Raw genomic sequence first — 17,788 nt, forward strand, 5'->3', positions numbered from 1 at the left:
ATGCTCGACGATAAGGACCGCATCTTTACCAACCTTTACGGGATGCACGACCGTTCCTTGGCCGGTGCGCGGGCGCGGGGCCATTGGGATGGCACGGCAGAGATCATCGCGCGCGGCAAAGACACGATCATCGAACAGATGAAGGCGTCGGGTCTGCGCGGGCGGGGTGGGGCGGGGTTCCCGACCGGGTTGAAATGGTCGTTCATGCCGAAGCAATCGGATGGCCGCCCGTCTTATCTCGTGATCAACGCCGACGAGTCTGAGCCGGGCACCTGCAAAGACCGCGAGATCATGCGGCACGATCCGCACACCCTGATCGAAGGCGCGCTGATTGCATCTTTCGCGATGGGGGCGAATGCCTGCTACATCTACATTCGTGGCGAATATATCCGCGAGCGTGAGGCTTTGCAGGCCGCTTTGGACGAATGCTATGACGCGGGCCTGCTGGGCAAGAACGCGGCAAAATCCGGTTGGGATTTCGACTGCTATCTGCACCATGGCGCGGGCGCTTATATCTGCGGTGAAGAAACCGCTTTGCTGGAAAGCCTTGAGGGCAAGAAGGGCATGCCGCGGATGAAGCCGCCGTTCCCGGCAGGCTCGGGGCTTTATGGCTGCCCGACGACGGTGAACAATGTGGAATCGATCGCCGTTGTGCCGACGATCCTGCGGCGTGGGCCGGAGTGGTTTGCAGGCTTTGGCCGCCCGAACAATGCGGGCACCAAGCTGTTTGGCATCTCTGGCCATGTCAACAACCCTTGCGTGGTTGAAGAAGCGATGTCGATCACCCTGCGCGAGTTGCTGGATGTGCATTGCGGTGGCGTGCGCGGTGGTTGGAAGAACATCAAGGCGGTGATCCCCGGCGGGTCTTCGGTCCCGATGCTGAATGCGGCGCAGTGCGAAGATGCGATCATGGATTTCGACTGGCTGCGCGAACAACGCTCGGGTCTGGGCACGGCGGCGGTGATCGTGATGGATCAGTCGACGGACGTGATCAAGGCGATCTGGCGGCTGTCGAAATTCTACAAGCACGAGTCTTGCGGCCAATGCACGCCCTGCCGTGAAGGCACCGGCTGGATGATGCGGGTAATGGACCGTCTGGTGCGCGGTGAGGCCGAGGTTGAGGAAATCGACATGCTGCTGTCGGTGACAAAGCAAGTCGAAGGCCACACCATCTGCGCTTTGGGCGATGCGGCGGCTTGGCCGATCCAGGGCCTGGTGCGGCATTTCCGCGAGGAAATCGAGGATCGCATCAAGGCCAAGCGCACCGGGCGCATGGGCGCGATGGCGGCGGAGTAAGCGATGCGGATTGGTATCGGGTATTTTGCAATGGCGGCCTGCCTGACCTCGATGGTCTGGGCGGGCGCTGCTGCTGCGATGTCCGATGAGAAGGCCGCAGCGCTTGGACAGGTGGTCGCGGCGTGGAAGATTGCCAAGCGGTGCGACGGTGTGAAGCCGATTGGCAATGGCGACTACCAAAGCTTTGTTATGGCTGCGACCGAGATCACTGCTGCGCAAGGATTTGGGCGTCAGGGCATGCGGGCTTTGCTGTTCTATGGACGGGCAGACGACAACGATAATCTGGGCGCATTCGAGCTGGACAAGCGCGGCCTGTTCAACCAAGACAAGGCCCTCTGCCGTTTTGGTAAAAAGATGGCTGGCACAGAGGACAGCATCGGCCGTTTCCTGAAGGGGGCGAAATGATGCGCTTGGTTCTGGCATCGATGATCGGTCTGGCCTTGGCTCCGCAGGTTGCGGCGGCTGAGGGCTATGCGGGGCTGATCATTCCGGCAGAACACGAGGGGATCAAATACAAGGTGGAACTGACGGCGGACGACAAATCCGGCCCTTATGATGTGCGGGTCTGGCGGATTGACGGCGGCTCGATGTCTTACGAGCGCAAGATTGGCGTGGCGTTGCTGAAGGATGCTTGTGCGTCTGAAGGTTATGAGGTCGCCAACACCAAATCCAAGCTGGTCAAGGGGCAGTTGGTGTTTGTCGGGGGCTGCGTATGATGCGGGCTTTCGCCTTGATCAGCGTGGCGGGGCTGAGCGCTTGCGTGCAAACGCAGCGCCCGATGGCTTTGGCGGAAAGTGGGCCGGTGGCGGTGGAACTGGCGGGGCGGTCGTATATTGCTGATCTGCAACCAACAGAAGCGGGCGCGGTTTTGGCGATGACGCGCGACGGTTCGGCATTCGGCAACGACGAAGGTTTGGAAGCCAAACGCGCGGCAGAGGCGTTCTGCGCCTCGCGCGGCGGGGCGGTCAATCGCGCGGCTTATGGGCATTTTGTTGGTGGTGCTTGGCAGTTCAAAGGGGGGTGCGCATGACCCCCGCGGTTTTGATGGGCGATAACCTGCACAGGACACGGTCTTGTCATGGGATATCGCTGGGTTCACGCGATATGGTCCGGGCTGTTAATGCCAAGGAGGCCAAAATGAGCAAGTTTATCAAAACCATGACTGTGGCAGTTGCACTGGCAGCAAGCCCGGCACTGGCGCAAGAGCCGCTGAACAAGGATGCCCGCGTCACGGAATCTCTGGTGGCGGTGCGGGTGGGCGACACCATCCGCAACACCTGCCCGTCGATCAGCGCCAAGATGTTCACCGTGCTGTCGAAGTGGAACGAGTTGAAATCCTACTTGCGTGCCAAGGGTTACACCGAGGACGAGGTAGAAGCGTTCCGCAAGAACAAGGTCGAAAAGGCGCGCATCAAGGGTTTGGCGGCAGACTATCTGAAAGCCGCCGGTGCGGTTGAGGGCGATGTCGAGAGCTACTGCAAAGTGGGCCGGGATGAGATCGCCAAGGGCACTTTGGCAGGGTCTTTGCTGAGGTCGTACAAATGACCCAGATGCCCGGATATCATCTGGCCGAGTTGAACGTGGGGCGCCTGTTGGCCCCCACCGACGACCCGCGCGTGGCCGAGTTCATGGGCGCATTGGACCGGGTGAACGGGCTTGGCAAACGGATGCCGGGGTTCGTGTGGATGATGGAAGGCTCGGGCGAGCCGGGGACGGGGAATACCGAAGCCAAGATTGGCGGCGATCCGCAGTTTGTTTCCAACCTGACGGTTTGGGAGGATGCGGCCTCGCTGGAGAATTTTGTGTTTGGCACTGTGCATCGTCTGTTCTACGAGCGCCGGGCCGAGTGGTTTGAAGTTTTGGGCAAGATGCATTTCGTGATGTGGTGGGTGCCTGCGGGGCACAAGCCGACATTGGACGAAGCCCTTGCGAAGCTTGCAGAAGTGCAGGCAAACGGCGATACGGACCGGGCGTTTGGCTGGTCTTATTTGAAAGAAGCGCAGGGGATGAAAATCCGGTCCTGTGCCCCAATGGCGGCGGAGTAAGCGGATGTCGAACCTCAAGAAAATCAGCATCGACGGGATCGAAGTTGAAGTCGATGGCGCGATGACGATCATTCAGGCGGCGGAAGTCGCCGGGGTGGCGATTCCGCGGTTTTGCTATCACGAGCGGCTGACGATTGCGGGCAACTGCCGGATGTGTCTGGTCGAGGTTGTCGGTGGTCCGCCGAAGCCGGCGGCATCTTGTGCGATGCAGGTGCGCGATCTGCGCCCGGGGCCGAATGGTGAGGCGCCGGTGGTGAAAACCACCTCGCCGATGGTGAAGAAGGCCCGTGAGGGCGTGATGGAATTTCTGCTGATCAATCACCCGCTCGATTGCCCGATCTGCGATCAGGGTGGCGAGTGTGATTTGCAGGACCAGGCGATGGCCTTTGGCGTCGATTTCAGCCGCTACCGCGAGCCGAAACGCGCGTCGGAAGATCTGAACCTTGGGCCTTTGGTGGAAACCAAGATGACGCGGTGTATCTCTTGCACCCGTTGCGTGCGGTTCACCTCGGAAGTGGCGGGCATTTTGCAGATGGGCCAGACCGGGCGCGGTGAGGATGCCGAGATTACGTCCTACCTGAACGCCACGCTGGATTCGAACCTGCAGGGCAATATCATTGATCTGTGCCCGGTCGGGGCGCTGACTTCGAAGCCTTATGCGTTCACCGCGCGGCCTTGGGAATTGACCAAGACTGAAAGCATCGACGTGATGGACGCACTGGGGTCGAACATCCGGATCGACACCAAGGGCCGCGAAGTGATGCGGATTTTGCCGCGCAACCATGACGGCGTGAACGAGGAATGGATTTCCGACAAGACGCGTTTTGTCTGGGATGGTCTGCGCCGTCAGCGGTTGGACGTGCCCTATGTGCGCGAGAATGGCCGTTTGCGCAAATCGAACTGGCACGAGGCGCTGACCATGGCGGCGGCTGCGGTGAAGGGCAAAAAGATCGCCGGTCTGGTCGGTGATCTGGCCCCGGTTGAGGCGGCTTATTCGTTGAAGGCGCTGGTTGAATCCTTGGGCGGCAAGGTGGAAAGCCGCACCGATGGCGCGCGTTTGCCGATGGGAAACCGCTCTGCTTACGTCGGCACGGCGGCGATTGAGGATATTGATACCGCAAAGACGATTTTGCTGATCGGCACCAATCCTCGGGTGGAAAGCCCGGTGCTGAACGCGCGGATACGCAAGGCTTGGACGGCGGGCGCGAATGTCGGGCTGATCGGTGAAGCGGTTGATCTGACCTATGATTACAAGCACATGGGAACGGATCGAGCTGCTTTGGCCGATCTGGTGGGCAAGGTGACGGAAAAGCCGAACACCATCGTGATCGTCGGCCAAGGTGCGCTGAACGAGGCGGATGGCGAGGCGGTGCTGGCGCATGCCATGGCTTATGCGCAGGGGGCAGGGGCCAAGTTGCTGGTGCTGCACACGGCGGCTTCTCGCGTGGGTGCGATGGACGTGGGCGCTGTGACCGAGGGCGGGCTGGCTGCGGCGGTCGAAGGGGCCGAGGTGATCTATAACCTTGGCGCGGATGAGGTTGAAATCGCGGCAGGTCCGTTCGTGATCTATCAAGGCAGCCACGGCGACCGGGGCGCGAACCGTGCCGACATCATCTTCCCGGCGGCGGCTTATACGGAAGAAAGCGGCTTGTTCGTGAACACCGAAGGCCGCCCGCAACTGGCGCAGCGCGCAGGGTTCGCGCCGGGTGAGGCGAAAGAGGGTTGGGCGATCTTGCGGGCGTTTTCGGCGGAAGTCGGAAAGACCCTGCCGTGGGATAGCCTCGCTGCGTTGCGCAAGGCGATTGTCGTGGCGCATCCGCATCTGGGGATGCTCGATCATGTGCCCGTCAATGATTGGCAGCCGGTTGCGCTGCGCGATATGGGCAAGGCCACGTTCCGCAATGCCTTCAAGGGTTTCTATCTGACCAACCCGATTGCACGTGCCAGCAAGGTGATGGGCGAGTTGGCGGCGATGGAAGCCGACCGCGCCAAAACCGCGATGGCGGCAGAGTAAGGCATGCGGCCTCTCGCCCCCTTTGTGATCGGACTGGCCGCCTTGGGCGGGCTGTTCGCTTGCGCGGGCGAGACGCCGAAAAAGGATGTGGCGTTCAACCCCAGCTATAAGGGGATCGAGACGATCCTGCTGGACGGCGATCTGGTGAATTTCCGGGTGGCGATGACGGGTGCGCGCGATGATGCGGATGTGGCGGCTTACGCTGCCTGCGCTGCGGCGCAATATGCCCTGATCCGGGGCTTTGGATTTGCGCGTCATGTGCGCACGAATGTGGCGATCAAGGGTGGTGTTTGGCGGGGGGATGCGGTTTACACCATCTCGGCTGCACTCCCCCGTGGTGTGAAGACGATAGATGCTGAAGTGACCGTGCGCGATTGTGGTGCGCAGGGAATACCGACGGTTTAGGGCCGAAATAAGGGCCAACGGGTTAAGGGAACGTGAGGGATCATGGCTGACTTTTTGCAAACCGGGCTGGGGATAGCGCTGTTGATAGCGCTGCAAAGCCTTGCCATCGTTGCTTTTGTGATGCTGAGCTTGCTGTTCCTTGTTTACGGCGACCGCAAGATCTGGGCCGCAGTGCAGATGCGCAAGGGCCCGAACGTGGTGGGGCCGTTTGGCCTTTTGCAATCGGTAGCCGATGCGCTGAAATATGTGGTCAAGGAAATCGTGGTGCCCGCAGGGGCCGACCGCGCGGTGTTCTTCCTTGCCCCGATCCTCAGCTTCGTTCTGGCGATCCTGGCTTGGGCGGTGATCCCGTTTGATAGCGGCTGGGTGCTGGCGGATATCAACGTCGCGATCCTGTTCGTGTTTGCCGCATCCTCGCTGGAGGTTTACGGCGTGATCATGGGTGGCTGGGCGTCGAACTCGAAATACCCGTTCCTTGGGTCTTTGCGGTCGGCGGCGCAGATGATTTCTTACGAAGTCAGCCTTGGTCTGATCATCATTGGCATCATCATCTCGACCGGCTCGATGAGTTTCTCGGCCATCGTCCACGCCCAATCGGGCAATCTGGGTCTGCTGAACTGGTATTGGCTGCCACATTTCCCGATGGTCTTCCTGTTCTTCATCAGTGCTTTGGCCGAAACCAACCGCCCGCCGTTCGACTTGCCGGAAGCGGAGTCGGAACTGGTTGCGGGCTTCATGGTGGAATATTCCTCGACGCCGTATCTGTTGTTCATGGCGGGCGAATATATCGCGATCTTCCTGATGTGCGCGCTGATCTCGCTGCTGTTCTTCGGCGGCTGGCTGTCGCCGATCCCCGGTCTGGCCGATGGCTGGTGGTGGATGGTTGCGAAGATGTGGGTGTTCTTCTTCATGTTCGCCATGGTGAAGGCCATCGTGCCGCGCTACCGCTATGACCAGTTGATGCGGATTGGCTGGAAAGTGTTCCTGCCGCTGTCGCTGGCTTGGGTGGTGATCGTGTCGTTCTTGGCGAAATATGAAGTATTCGGGCACTTCTGGGCCCGCTGGACGATGGGAGGCTGATCATGGGACCGGCACGCACAACTGACTATGGCCGCGCGGCGAAGTATTTCCTGCTGTTTGACTTCCTCAAGGGCTTTGGCCTTGGCTTCAAATACTTCTTTGCGCCGAAATCGACGCTGAACTATCCGCATGAAAAGGGGCCGCTTTCGCCCCGTTTCCGTGGTGAACATGCTTTGCGCCGCTATCCGAATGGCGAGGAACGTTGCATTGCCTGCAAGCTCTGCGAAGCGGTTTGCCCGGCGCAGGCGATCACCATTGATGCCGAACCGCGCGAGGATGGCAGCCGCCGCACCACGCGCTATGACATCGACATGACCAAATGCATCTATTGCGGCTTCTGCCAAGAGGCTTGCCCGGTGGATGCAATTGTCGAGGGGCCGAATTTCGAATTCGCCACTGAGACGCGTGAGGAATTGTTCTACAACAAGGACAAGTTGCTGGCCAATGGCGCGCGTTGGGAAGCCGAGATTGCGCGCAATCTTGAACTCGACGCGCCGTATCGGTGAATGGCATGACCGACGCATTCAACCAGATTTTCAAGCAGATGATGGAGCAGGGCCAGAAAATGGCCTCGGCTTTCACGCCCGGTTTGGAAGGCGTGGATGTGAAGGCGTTTGAGAAGCTGTTTCCAATGATGCCGAAGGAAATGCTTGAGGCGTTCTTTGGCAAGACCTTCAACCCCGAAGGCCTCGACGCCCGCACGCGCTTCCTTGTGACCATCGCGGCACTGACCGTGCTTGGCCCGCTGGGCGAGCCGCAGATGCGGGTGACGGTGAAGAATGCGCTGGCCGCTGGGGCCACCAAGCGCGAGATCGCGGAAGTGATCTGGCAAATGTCGATGTTCGGCGGCCCGCCCGCCATGCAGAAAGCTTTGGAGACGGCGCAGGCCGTGTTCGCAGAAACCGAGGAGAAAGCGCCATGAGCGTTGCAGATCTGGCCTTTTATGCGTTTTCCACCGTCACTATTGCGGCGGGATTGTTGGTGGTGCTGTCGCGCAACCCAGTGCATTCGGTGCTGTGGCTGATCCTGGCGTTCTTGTCCTCGGCGGGGTTGTTCGTGCTGCTGGGGGCGGAGTTTGTCGCCATGCTGCTGATCATCGTCTACGTGGGTGCTGTGGCGGTGCTGTTCCTGTTCGTGGTGATGATGCTGGACGTGGATTTTGAGGAATTGAAGGGCGAGATGTCGCGCTACATGCCCTTGGGGCTGCTGGTCGGCGTGATCATCATCATGCAACTGGTGTTGGGCGTCGGCGCTTGGGTGCAAGCCGATGGCGCGATGGGGCTGCGCGCGGCGATCACGCCGGACATGGCGCAGATGGAGAACACCCGCGCGCTGGGTCTGCTGATCTATGACAAATATCTGCTGTTGTTCCAGCTTTCGGCCCTGGTGCTGCTGGTCGCGATGATCGGTGCGATCCTGTTGACGCTGCGCCACCGCAAGGATGTGAAACGCCAGAACGTGCTGCACCAGATGTGGCGCGACCCGGCGAAGGCGATGGAGCTGATGGACCCGAAGCCGGGGCAGGGGCTGTAAGGCTGGCCTGAGATTTGATGTAACAATGGAGTGGTGCAGATGAAAGCTTTCGTTCTTCCCTTCGTTATCGCGATGCTGGCGGTTGGCCCGGCTTTGGCTGATCAGAAACAGGTCGTGCGCGATCTGAAAAAATGCGGCAGCGAAGCCACCAATGCCTTTGGCAAGCACCGCGAAAACCCGGCGATTGATGAGGGCAACGGCTATGTCGGTTTTGAAACCGATGAATCCGACGCCACAGGCACCAAAGAGAAATACACGCTGGTCAACTGTGCCACGCGCAAACTGGTGCAGTTGAAGGCCGAATATCTGCTGAAAGACTCGAGCAAGGGTCTGCCGGGGCATGGTGATCTGTTTGCATTTGTCGATGGCCTGCGCGCCAAGAAAAAGCTGGCGAATGAAGATCTGTTCATCAAGAACGCACAACGCGGTGGCTATGAAGTGGTGAAGGGTCAACTGGCCAAGGCCTATACGCCGAAAGCCTCACGCGGAGATTGCGGCTGTTCGCTGTATTACCCCGAGACGATGCCGTAAGGCGATTTCCGCACGGAATTCGGCAAGGAATTTCGCGCATTTCGGCTGAGACGACGCAGGGCTGCCTGCACAAAGAAAGCAACGGGCAACGACCCGGAGGGACGAAAATGGTAGGACTGGAACATTACCTTGTGGTGGCGGCGGCTTTGTTCGTCATCGGGATCTTTGGCATCTTCCTGAACCGGAAGAATATCATCGTCATCCTGATGTCGATCGAGTTGATGCTGCTGGCGGTCAACATCAACTTCGTCGCCTTCTCGTCGCAGTTGGGCGATCTGGTGGGGCAGGTGTTCACCATGTTCATCCTGACGGTGGCGGCGGCAGAGGCGGCGATTGGCCTCGCCATCCTTGTCGTGTTCTTCCGCAACCGGGGCACCATCGACGTTGAAGACGTCAACGTGATGAAAGGCTAAGCGATCATGGATATGCAACTGAGCGCGAAGATCATCCTGTTCGCTCCGCTGGTGGGGTCGATCCTGTGCGGCTTTGGCTGGCGGTTGATCGGCGAAAAGGCGGCGACGTGGTTGGCCACGCTGATCCTGTTTCTGGGTGCGGTGCTGTCGTGGTATATTTTCCTGACCTTTCAGGGCGATACTAAGCACATCACTGTGCTGCGGTTCATTGAGAGCGGCACGCTGAGCACGGAATGGGGCATTCGCCTTGACCGGATGTCGGCGATCATGCTGGTGGTGGTGAACTCGGTTTCGGCGCTCGTTCACCTCTATAGCCAAGGCTACATGGCGCATGACGACAACTGGGCGCATGGCGAAAGCTACCGTCCGCGCTTCTTTGCCTATCTGTCGTTCTTTACCTTTGCCATGCTGTCGCTGATCACCAGCGATAACCTTGTGCAGATGTTCTTCGGCTGGGAAGGCGTGGGTGTGGCATCCTATCTGCTGATCGGTTTCTACTACCGCAAGCCAAGTGCCAATGCGGCGGCGATGAAGGCGTTTGTCGTCAACCGGGTGGGTGACTTTGGCTTCGCGCTGGGGATTTTCGCGCTGTATTACCTGACCGACAGCATCCGCTTTGATGAGGTGTTTGCGGCGGCCCCGAAACTGGCGGAAACCAATCTGCATTTCCTCTGGGCGGACTGGAACGCGGCCAATCTGATCGGGGTTTTGCTGTTCATCGGCGCTTGTGGTAAATCGGCGCAACTGTTCCTGCACACCTGGCTGCCCGACGCGATGGAAGGCCCAACGCCGGTGTCGGCGCTGATCCACGCGGCAACCATGGTGACGGCGGGGGTGTTTCTGGTCTGCCGGATGTCGCCGCTTTATGAATATGCGCCGGATGCCAAGACCTTGATCGTGGTGCTGGGTGCGACGACCGCATTCTTTGCGGCGACCGTGGGTCTGGTGCAGAACGACATCAAGCGGGTGATCGCTTATTCGACCTGTTCGCAACTGGGCTATATGTTCGTCGCCGCCGGTGTGGGGATGTATCCGGTGGCGATGTTCCACCTGTTCACGCATGCATTCTTCAAGGCGATGCTGTTCTTGGGCGCAGGTTCGGTGATCCATGCGATGCACCACGAGCAGGACATGCGTAATTATGGCGGCTTGCGGAAGAAGATCCCGCTGACGTTCTGGGCGATGATGATCGGCACTTTGGCGATTACGGGGGTGGGGATTCCGCTGACGCATTACGGCTTTGCCGGCTACCTGTCGAAAGATGCGGTGATCGAAAGCGCTTGGGTCGGGTCGAACTATGCCTTCACTTTGCTGGTGATCGCGGCGTTCATGACCTCGTTCTACTCGTGGCGGCTAATGTTCATGACCTTCTACGGCAAGCCGCGCGGTGATGCGCATACCTATGACCACGCGCATGAATCGCCTGCGGTGATGTTGATCCCGCTTGGGGTGCTGGCATTGGGGGCGGTGTTTGCCGGGATGGTCTGGTACAACAGCTTCTTCGGCGATGAGGCGAAGATGCGGGCCTGGTTCAACATGGAACCGGCGCATGAGCAGGCCGCAGAGGAAGGTCACGCGACCGAGGATGCACCGGCTACAGAAACCGCTGCGACCGAGGCTGCGCCGACGGCAGAGGGGGCGATGACGGAAGCTGCTCCGGCAGCAACGGCTGAGGCTGCACCTGCGACGGAAACGGCCCCGGCTGCGACCACTGAAGCGGCACCTGCCACCGAAACTGCGGTTGCGGCGACGGCTGAGGCGGCGCATGCCGAGCCCGGTGTTGCTCCGAAAGGCGCGATTTATCTGGGGGCGGACAACCACGTGCTGCACCACGCGCATGAAGCGCCGAAATGGGTTAAGGTCTCGCCGTTCATCGCAATGGTGCTGGGCTTCCTGCTGGCGTTCCAGTTCTACATTCGCCGTCCCGACCTTCCGGGCAAACTCGCCGCACAGCAACGTCCGCTGTATCTGTTCCTGCTGAACAAATGGTACTTTGACGAGCTGTATGACGTCATCTTCGTCAAGCCTGCGTTGTGGCTGGGCAATTTCCTGTGGAAAAAGGGCGATGGTGCGGTGATCGACGGCGCGCTGAATGGGGTGGCGATGGGGATCATCCCATTCTTTACCAAGCTCGCGGGGCGCTGGCAGTCTGGCTATGTGTTTACATATGCCTTCGCGATGGTGCTGGGTATTGCGGCTTTGCTGACCTGGATGACGCTTACGGTGGGACACTAAGACCATGAATTACCTTCTTTCCATCATCGTCTTCCTGCCAGCGGTGGCAGCGGCCATCATGGCGCTGTTCCTGCGCGGCCAAGGTGAAGCTGCGGCGAACAATGCGAAGTGGCTGGCGCTGATTGCGACCACCGCCACCCTGATTGTCTCGCTGTTCGTGCTGAAAGACTTCGATGCCAGCAACACTGGCTTTCAATTTGTTGAAGAGGCCAACTGGATTGTCGGGCTGAAATACAAGCTTGGCGTCGATGGCATCTCGATCCTGTTCGTGATGCTGACCACCTTCCTGATGCCGATCACCATTCTGTCGTGCTGGGGCGTGACCGAGAGGGTGAAGGAATACATGATCGCGTTCCTTTTGCTGGAAACGCTGATGCTGGGCGTGTTCCTTGCGCTGGATCTGGTGCTGTTCTATCTGTTCTTCGAGGCAGGCCTGATCCCGATGTTCCTGATCATCGGCATCTGGGGCGGTCAGAACCGGATCTATGCCGCGTTCAAGTTCTTCCTCTATACCTTCCTCGGCTCGGTGCTGATGCTGGTTGCGATGATCGCGATGTACTGGGCGGCGGGCACCACGGATATTCCGACGCTGATGGCGTTCAAGTTTGACAGCGCGCCGATGGTGGTGCTGGGGATGAGCATTACGGGTGGCATGCAAACGCTGCTGTTCCTTGCGTTCTTCGCCAGCTTTGCGGTGAAGATGCCGATGTGGCCGGTGCATACCTGGCTTCCTGATGCGCACGTTCAGGCGCCGACGGCGGGTTCGGTGGTGCTGGCGGCGATCTTGCTGAAAATGGGGGGCTATGGCTTCCTGCGGTTCAGCCTGCCGATGTTTCCAGTGGGGGCAGAGGTGTTGTCGGGGCTGGTGTTCTGGATGTCGGCGATTGCCATCGTTTACACCTCGCTTGTGGCGCTGGCGCAGTCGGATATGAAAAAGCTGATCGCGTATTCCTCGGTCGCCCATATGGGTTACGTGACACTCGGGATTTTCGCGGCCAATCAGCAAGGCATTGACGGCGCGATGTTTCAGATGATCAGCCACGGCTTTATCTCGGGCGCGATGTTCCTGTGCGTGGGCGTGATCTATGACCGGATGCACACACGCGAGATTGACGCCTATGGCGGCTTGGTTAACCGGATGCCGGCCTATGCGTTGGTGTTCATGTTCTTCACCATGGCCAACGTCGGTTTGCCGGGGACGAGCGGTTTTGTCGGTGAGTTCCTGGTGCTGGCTGGCATCTTCCAGGTGGATACTTGGGTTGCTGCCGTGGCCACCTCGGGCGTGATCTTCTCGGCGGCTTATGGGCTTTACCTCTATCGTCGCGTCGCCTTCGGTGCGCTGGTGAAAGAGGCTTTGGCCACCATCCAAGACATGAGCCGCCGCGAGCGGGCGATCTTTGCGCCGCTGGTGGTGATGACGCTGCTGCTGGGTGTCTATCCGGCGCTGGTGCTGGATGTCATCGGGCCTTCGGTGAAGGCGCTTGTCGATAATTACCAAGTGGCCGTCACGGCCTTTGCTGCGAACTAAGGGACAGAACAGATGATCGCTTTGGATTTTCACAACGTTCTGCCCGAGATGCTGCTGGCGATCTACGCCATGGCGGCGCTGCTGGCTTGCGTTTACGCGGGCAAAGACGCGTTGACGGGCGTGGTTACTTGGGCGACGGCGGGGGTGTTTATCGCCCTTGCCGCCTATATCGGTTTTGCAGGCGAAGGCAGCGTGGCGGCTTTTGGCGGCATGTTCATCGACGACGCGTTCGCGCGCTTTGCCAAGGTGGTGATCCTGCTGTCGGCGGCGGGTGTGCTGCTGATGTCGCAGGATTATCTGGCGCGCAATCAGATGGGGCGGTTTGAATATCCGATCCTGATCGCGCTGGCGGTGGTGGGCATGATGTTCATGGTCTCGGCCGGCGATCTGATGACGTTGTATCTGGGTCTGGAGCTGCAATCTCTGGCGCTTTACGTGGTGGCCGCGATGAAGCGGGATGATGTGAAATCGACGGAAGCCGGGCTGAAGTATTTCGTCCTCGGCTCGCTGTCGTCGGGCCTGCTGCTTTACGGCGCGTCGCTGGTTTACGGCTATGCGGGCACCACCGATTTCGCGGGCATCATGTCCACTTTGGCAGAGCCGCATATCGGTCTGGTCATCGGTCTGGTGTTTCTGATCGCCGGTATGGCGTTCAAGGTTTCGGCGGCACCATTCCATATGTGGACGCCGGATGTGTATGAGGGCGCGCCGACCCCGGTGACGGCGTTCTTTGCGACCGCGCCAAAAGCGGCGGCGATGGCGATGATTGCGCGGGTGGTGTTTGATGCGTTCGGCTCGATCCCCGCACAGTGGAGCCAGGTTCTGGCGGCGCTGGCGGTGGTGTCGATGTTCCTTGGCGCGATTGCCGCCATCGGGCAGCGCGACATCAAGCGGCTGATGGCCTATTCGTCGATCGCGCATATGGGCTATGCCTTGGTCGGTCTGGCCGCTGGCACGGCAGAAGGCGTGCAGGCCATGCTGATCTACATGGCGATCTATGTCACCATGAACCTTGGCACCTTTGCCTTCATCATGTCGCTGGAGAAGGATGGCAAATCCATCAGCGATATCGACAGCCTGAACCTTTTCTCGAAACGCGAGCCGTTAAAGGCGCTGGCGGTGCTGATCCTGATGTTCAGCTTGGCTGGTGTGCCGCCGATGCTGGGCTTTTTCGGGAAGTTCTATGTGCTGAAAGCTGCCGTGGATGCCGGGATGACCTGGCTGGCGCTGGCTGGCGCAGTCGCGTCGGTGATCGGTGCGTTCTACTACCTGCGCATCGTGTTCTTCATGTACTTCGGGCGTGAAACGGCGGGGGCTTCCAGCCGGATGGCGCCGGTGCAATGGCTGATGCTGGTGGCGGTGGCAGCGGTGATGCTGCTGGGCGTGGTCAACCTGTTCGGCATCGAAGCGGTGGCCGCAACGGCGGCGGCAGCTCTTGTCGGATAAGGCGGTCTGGCCTGCAGGCGTGGCGCGCCACGTTCTGCAAACGGTCGATAGCACCAACGCCTATGCCTTGCGTATGGCCCCGGAGACACCGGGGCCTGCGTGGTTTCTGGGGTTGGAGCAATCGGCGGGCCGGGGCAGGCGGGCGCGGCCTTGGGCCAGCCCGCGTGGTAATTTCTATGGCACGCTTTTGTTGCACCCCACAGAGCCGCCCGAGGTTATTGCGCTGCGCAGCTTTGCCGCCAGTCTGGCCCTGCGGGATGCCTTTGTCAGCCTGACCGGGCTGCCCGGGGCATTCAGCCTGAAATGGCCGAATGATGTGCTGCTGAATGGCGGCAAAGTGGCGGGCATCCTGCTGGAAAGTTCGGCCCGCGCGGGCGGCTTTGATCTGGCGATTGGCATTGGTGTCAACCTGATCGGCGCGCCGGATGTGTCGGCGGTGGAACCTGGGGCGGTGCTGCCCGTCAGCCTGCTGGGCGAAACCGGGTTGCGCGTGACGCCCGAGGCTTTCCTTGATGCGCTGGCCCCCGCCTATGTGGCTTGGGAAGCGGCGTTTGTGAACCACGGTTTTGCTGCCCTGCGCGCAGAATGGCTGACCCACGCGGCCCGTCTGGGCGAGGTGATCCGTGCCCGCACTGGCACACAGACCCGCGAAGGCACCTTTGAGACCATTGATCCGGCGGGCAATCTGATCCTGCGGATGTCCTCCGGCCCTGTCGCAATCCCTGCGGCAGAGGTGTTTTTCTAAGGGGCGCGCCATGCTTCTGGCCATCGACTGCGGCAACACCAACACCGTGTTTTCGATCTGGAACGGTGCGAAATTCATCGCCACCTGGCGCATCGCCACAGATCACAAGCGCACGGCGGATGAGTATTTCGTCTGGCTGTCCAGCCTGTTGATGCTGACCAAGACCGAAGCTGCGATCACAGAGGCGATCATCTCCAGCACCGTGCCGCGCGTGGTGTTCAATCTGCGTGTGCTGTGCAACCGCTATTTTGATTGCCGCCCGTTGGTGGTGGGCAAGCCTGAATGTAACCTGCCGGTGCCGCCGCGTGTCGACCAGGGTACGACCGTGGGGCCAGATCGTCTGGTCAACACAGTGGCCGGGTTTAATCGGCACGGCGGCAATCTGATCGTGGTGGATTTCGGCACCGCGACCACCTTTGATGTGGTCGATCATGACGGCGCTTATGTTGGCGGCGTGATCGCCCCCGGTGTCAACCTGAGCCTTGAGGCGCTTCATATGGCCGCCGCGGCCCTGCCGCATATTGATGTCGCCAAACCCGCCCGCGCCATCGGAACGAATACGGTGGCTTGTATGCAGTCTGGAGTGTATTGGGGCTATGTCGGGCTGGTCGAAGGCATCGTGCGCGAAGTGCGGCGCGAGCGGGACATGCCCATGAAAGTAATTGCCACTGGCGGACTGGCTTCGTTGTTCGCCCAAGGAACTGATCTATTTCACGCGATTGAGGACGATTTGACCATGCATGGTCTGGTTCTCATCAACCAATACAACAAGGAAACGGCATGAGCGGTGAGCGGCTGATTTATCTACCATTGGGCGGGGCCGGCGAGATCGGCATGAACGCCTATGTCTATGGCTATGGCTTTCCCGGTAAGGAACGTCTGATCCTTGTCGATCTGGGCGTGGCTTTCCCGGATATGGACACGTCCCCCGGCGTTGATCTGATCATGCCGGATATCTCGTGGCTGGCCGACAAGTTGGATCGGCTTGAGGCGATTTTCATCACCCATGCGCATGAAGACCACATCGGCGCTTTGGCGCATCTGTGGCCGGGTCTGCGCAAGCCAGTCTATGCGCGGCGGTTCACCGCCACCATCGGGCGGCTGAAGTTTGAAGAATATGGGCTGCCTAAGGATGCGATCAACACGGTGGAAGCACGTCCGCATACGGTCGAGGCTGGGCCGTTCAAGGTGCAATTCGTGCCCGTTGCGCATTCGATCCCGGAATCCGGTGGTCTGGTGATCGACACACCAGCGGGGCGGATTTTCCATTCCGGCGATTTCAAGCGCGATGCGACGCCGATTGTCGGCGAAGGCTGGGACGACGCGGTGATGGAGGCGATTGCCGCCGAACGCCCTGTCAAGGCGCTGATGTGCGATTCCACCAACGTGTTCTCGCTGCATGAAGGCCGCTCGGAAAGCACGCTGAAGGGCCCGATTGCTGAATTGATCAAGGGCGCGGGCGGCATGGTGGTGGCGACGACGTTCGCGTCGAACGTGGCGCGTCTGAAAACGCTGGCCGAGGCCGGGCGGATGGCGGATCGCTCGGTTTGCCTGCTGGGGCGGGCGATGAAACGGATGGTGTCAGCGGCCGAGGAATCCGGCGTGCTGAAGGATTTCCCGCCGACGATCACCCCAGAACAGGCGCTGGAAGTGCCGCGCAAGAACCTGATGCTGATCGTGACAGGAAGCCAAGGCGAACGCCGCGCGGCTTCGGCGCAGCTTTCGCGCGGCAAGTATCTGGGGATCGAGATGAAAGAGGGCGATACCTTCTTGTTCTCGTCCAAGATCATCCCCGGCAATGAGCGCGGCGTTTATGCGATTGTGAACGCGCTTTCGGAAAAGGGCGTTGATATCGTCGATGATAACAACGGCATGTATCACGTCTCGGGCCATGCCAACCGCCCGGATCTGGAGCATGTGCATCGGTTGTTCCTGCCCGACATGCTGATCCCGATGCACGGCGAACACCGCCATCTGCGCGAACATGCCCGCATCGGGCTTGAGGCTGGCATCGCCTCGGCGATTGTCACCAATGGCATGATGATGGACATCACCGGCGATGTGCCGAAGGTGGCGGAACACATCGAGTCGGGGCGGACATATCTGGATGGCTCGGTGCTGATCGGCGCGCTGGATGGCGTGGTGCGCAACCGTATCCGCATGGCGCTGAATGGTCTGGCGATGGTGACGGTGATCTTGGACGAGCAGGATCAGCCGCTTGGTGAGGCTTGGGTCGAGCTGATGGGCCTGCCGGAAACCGGCAAGGGCGGGCGGTCTTTGGCCGAAACGCTTGAGACCGAGCTGACCGATTTCCTGGAAGGTGCAGGTCGCAAGCTGCTCGCCAATGACGACAAGATGGACGAGGCTTTGCGCAAGATCGTCCGGCAAGTGTCGATGGAAGAAATCGGCAAAAAGCCCGAAGTCGTCGTTGTAGTCAGCCGCCTGGCTGCGGAATAACCTTGCCGCCCCGGATTTGATCCGGGGCCGCGTGACAAGGCCCAGAAATGCAAAAGGCCC

20 protein-coding genes are annotated in these 17,788 nt (G+C 60.0%); all 20 read left to right on the forward strand.

Going from position 1 to position 17,788, the window contains the following annotated elements; all coding sequences use genetic code 11:
- The 20 genes from nuoF to ACFOGH_RS03130 all read left to right on the forward strand — a co-directional run bounded on the left by nuoF (position 1) and on the right by ACFOGH_RS03130 (position 17,728).
- Complete coding sequence (gene nuoF / locus ACFOGH_RS03035) at positions 1–1,296, forward strand: NADH-quinone oxidoreductase subunit NuoF (RefSeq protein ID WP_380071574.1); 1,296 nt, start codon at positions 1–3, stop codon at positions 1,294–1,296.
- Positions 1,297–1,299: 3 nt separating this feature from the next.
- On the forward strand, positions 1,300–1,701 hold the full coding sequence (locus tag ACFOGH_RS03040; protein ID WP_380071575.1) for a hypothetical protein: 402 nt from the start codon (positions 1,300–1,302) through the stop codon (positions 1,699–1,701).
- Positions 1,698–2,012, forward strand: a complete 315-nt coding sequence (locus tag ACFOGH_RS03045; protein ID WP_380071577.1) for a hypothetical protein — start codon at positions 1,698–1,700, stop codon at positions 2,010–2,012. Before ACFOGH_RS03040 ends, ACFOGH_RS03045 begins: the two co-directional genes overlap by 4 nt.
- Positions 2,009–2,326, forward strand: a complete 318-nt coding sequence (locus ACFOGH_RS03050) for a hypothetical protein (protein WP_380071578.1) — start codon at positions 2,009–2,011, stop codon at positions 2,324–2,326. The genes ACFOGH_RS03045 and ACFOGH_RS03050 overlap by 4 nt, the downstream gene beginning before the upstream one ends.
- Before the next feature lie 107 nt (positions 2,327–2,433).
- Positions 2,434–2,841 (forward strand): DUF5333 domain-containing protein, encoded by a 408-nt coding sequence (locus ACFOGH_RS03055; RefSeq protein WP_380071579.1) that lies wholly within the window; start codon positions 2,434–2,436, stop codon positions 2,839–2,841.
- Complete coding sequence (locus ACFOGH_RS03060) at positions 2,838–3,341, forward strand: DUF3291 domain-containing protein (protein ID WP_380071580.1); 504 nt, start codon at positions 2,838–2,840, stop codon at positions 3,339–3,341. Before ACFOGH_RS03055 ends, ACFOGH_RS03060 begins: the two co-directional genes overlap by 4 nt.
- Positions 3,342–3,345: 4 nt before the next feature.
- Positions 3,346–5,355: an NADH-quinone oxidoreductase subunit NuoG gene (nuoG, locus tag ACFOGH_RS03065; RefSeq protein WP_380071581.1), complete on the forward strand. Its 2,010-nt coding sequence runs from the start codon at positions 3,346–3,348 to the stop codon at positions 5,353–5,355.
- 3 nt (positions 5,356–5,358) lie between these two features.
- Positions 5,359–5,760: a hypothetical protein gene (locus tag ACFOGH_RS03070; RefSeq protein ID WP_380071582.1), complete on the forward strand. Its 402-nt coding sequence runs from the start codon at positions 5,359–5,361 to the stop codon at positions 5,758–5,760.
- A gap of 42 nt (positions 5,761–5,802) precedes the next feature.
- Positions 5,803–6,840, forward strand: coding sequence for an NADH-quinone oxidoreductase subunit NuoH (gene nuoH, locus ACFOGH_RS03075; protein ID WP_380071583.1), 1,038 nt, complete (start codon positions 5,803–5,805; stop codon positions 6,838–6,840).
- 2 nt (positions 6,841–6,842) lie between these two features.
- Positions 6,843–7,346, forward strand: coding sequence for an NADH-quinone oxidoreductase subunit NuoI (nuoI, locus tag ACFOGH_RS03080; protein WP_380071584.1), 504 nt, complete (start codon positions 6,843–6,845; stop codon positions 7,344–7,346).
- Between the two features lie 5 nt (positions 7,347–7,351).
- Positions 7,352–7,762 carry a carboxymuconolactone decarboxylase family protein gene (locus ACFOGH_RS03085; protein WP_380071585.1) on the forward strand — a complete coding sequence of 137 codons (411 nt, stop codon included), beginning with the start codon at positions 7,352–7,354 and terminating at the stop codon, positions 7,760–7,762.
- Positions 7,759–8,373: an NADH-quinone oxidoreductase subunit J gene (locus ACFOGH_RS03090; RefSeq protein WP_380071586.1), complete on the forward strand. Its 615-nt coding sequence runs from the start codon at positions 7,759–7,761 to the stop codon at positions 8,371–8,373. Before ACFOGH_RS03085 ends, ACFOGH_RS03090 begins: the two co-directional genes overlap by 4 nt.
- A gap of 39 nt (positions 8,374–8,412) precedes the next feature.
- On the forward strand, positions 8,413–8,904 hold the full coding sequence (locus ACFOGH_RS03095; RefSeq protein ID WP_380071587.1) for a hypothetical protein: 492 nt from the start codon (positions 8,413–8,415) through the stop codon (positions 8,902–8,904).
- A gap of 107 nt (positions 8,905–9,011) precedes the next feature.
- Positions 9,012–9,317, forward strand: coding sequence for an NADH-quinone oxidoreductase subunit NuoK (gene nuoK, locus ACFOGH_RS03100; RefSeq protein WP_380071588.1), 306 nt, complete (start codon positions 9,012–9,014; stop codon positions 9,315–9,317).
- 6 nt (positions 9,318–9,323) lie between these two features.
- On the forward strand, positions 9,324–11,552 hold the full coding sequence (gene nuoL / locus ACFOGH_RS03105; protein ID WP_380071589.1) for an NADH-quinone oxidoreductase subunit L: 2,229 nt from the start codon (positions 9,324–9,326) through the stop codon (positions 11,550–11,552).
- Positions 11,553–11,556: 4 nt separating this feature from the next.
- Positions 11,557–13,080, forward strand: coding sequence for an NADH-quinone oxidoreductase subunit M (locus ACFOGH_RS03110; RefSeq protein ID WP_380071590.1), 1,524 nt, complete (start codon positions 11,557–11,559; stop codon positions 13,078–13,080).
- A gap of 12 nt (positions 13,081–13,092) precedes the next feature.
- Entirely contained in the window at positions 13,093–14,526 is a 1,434-nt protein-coding gene (gene nuoN, locus ACFOGH_RS03115) for an NADH-quinone oxidoreductase subunit NuoN (RefSeq protein ID WP_380071591.1), read from the forward strand.
- Entirely contained in the window at positions 14,516–15,271 is a 756-nt protein-coding gene (locus tag ACFOGH_RS03120; RefSeq protein WP_380071592.1) for a biotin--[acetyl-CoA-carboxylase] ligase, read from the forward strand. The genes nuoN and ACFOGH_RS03120 overlap by 11 nt, the downstream gene beginning before the upstream one ends.
- 10 nt (positions 15,272–15,281) lie before the next feature.
- Positions 15,282–16,055, forward strand: coding sequence for a type III pantothenate kinase (locus tag ACFOGH_RS03125; RefSeq protein WP_380071593.1), 774 nt, complete (start codon positions 15,282–15,284; stop codon positions 16,053–16,055).
- The gene (locus tag ACFOGH_RS03130; RefSeq protein ID WP_380071594.1) at positions 16,052–17,728 is read left to right on the forward strand and encodes a ribonuclease J; all 1,677 of its coding nucleotides are present in this window, start codon (positions 16,052–16,054) and stop codon (positions 17,726–17,728) included. The genes ACFOGH_RS03125 and ACFOGH_RS03130 overlap by 4 nt, the downstream gene beginning before the upstream one ends.
- The last annotated feature ends 60 nt before the right edge of the window (positions 17,729–17,788 follow it).

The sequence above is a fragment of the Cypionkella sinensis genome, from assembly GCF_042646385.1.
GTDB classification, from domain to species: Bacteria; Pseudomonadota; Alphaproteobacteria; order Rhodobacterales; family Rhodobacteraceae; genus Cypionkella; species Cypionkella sinensis.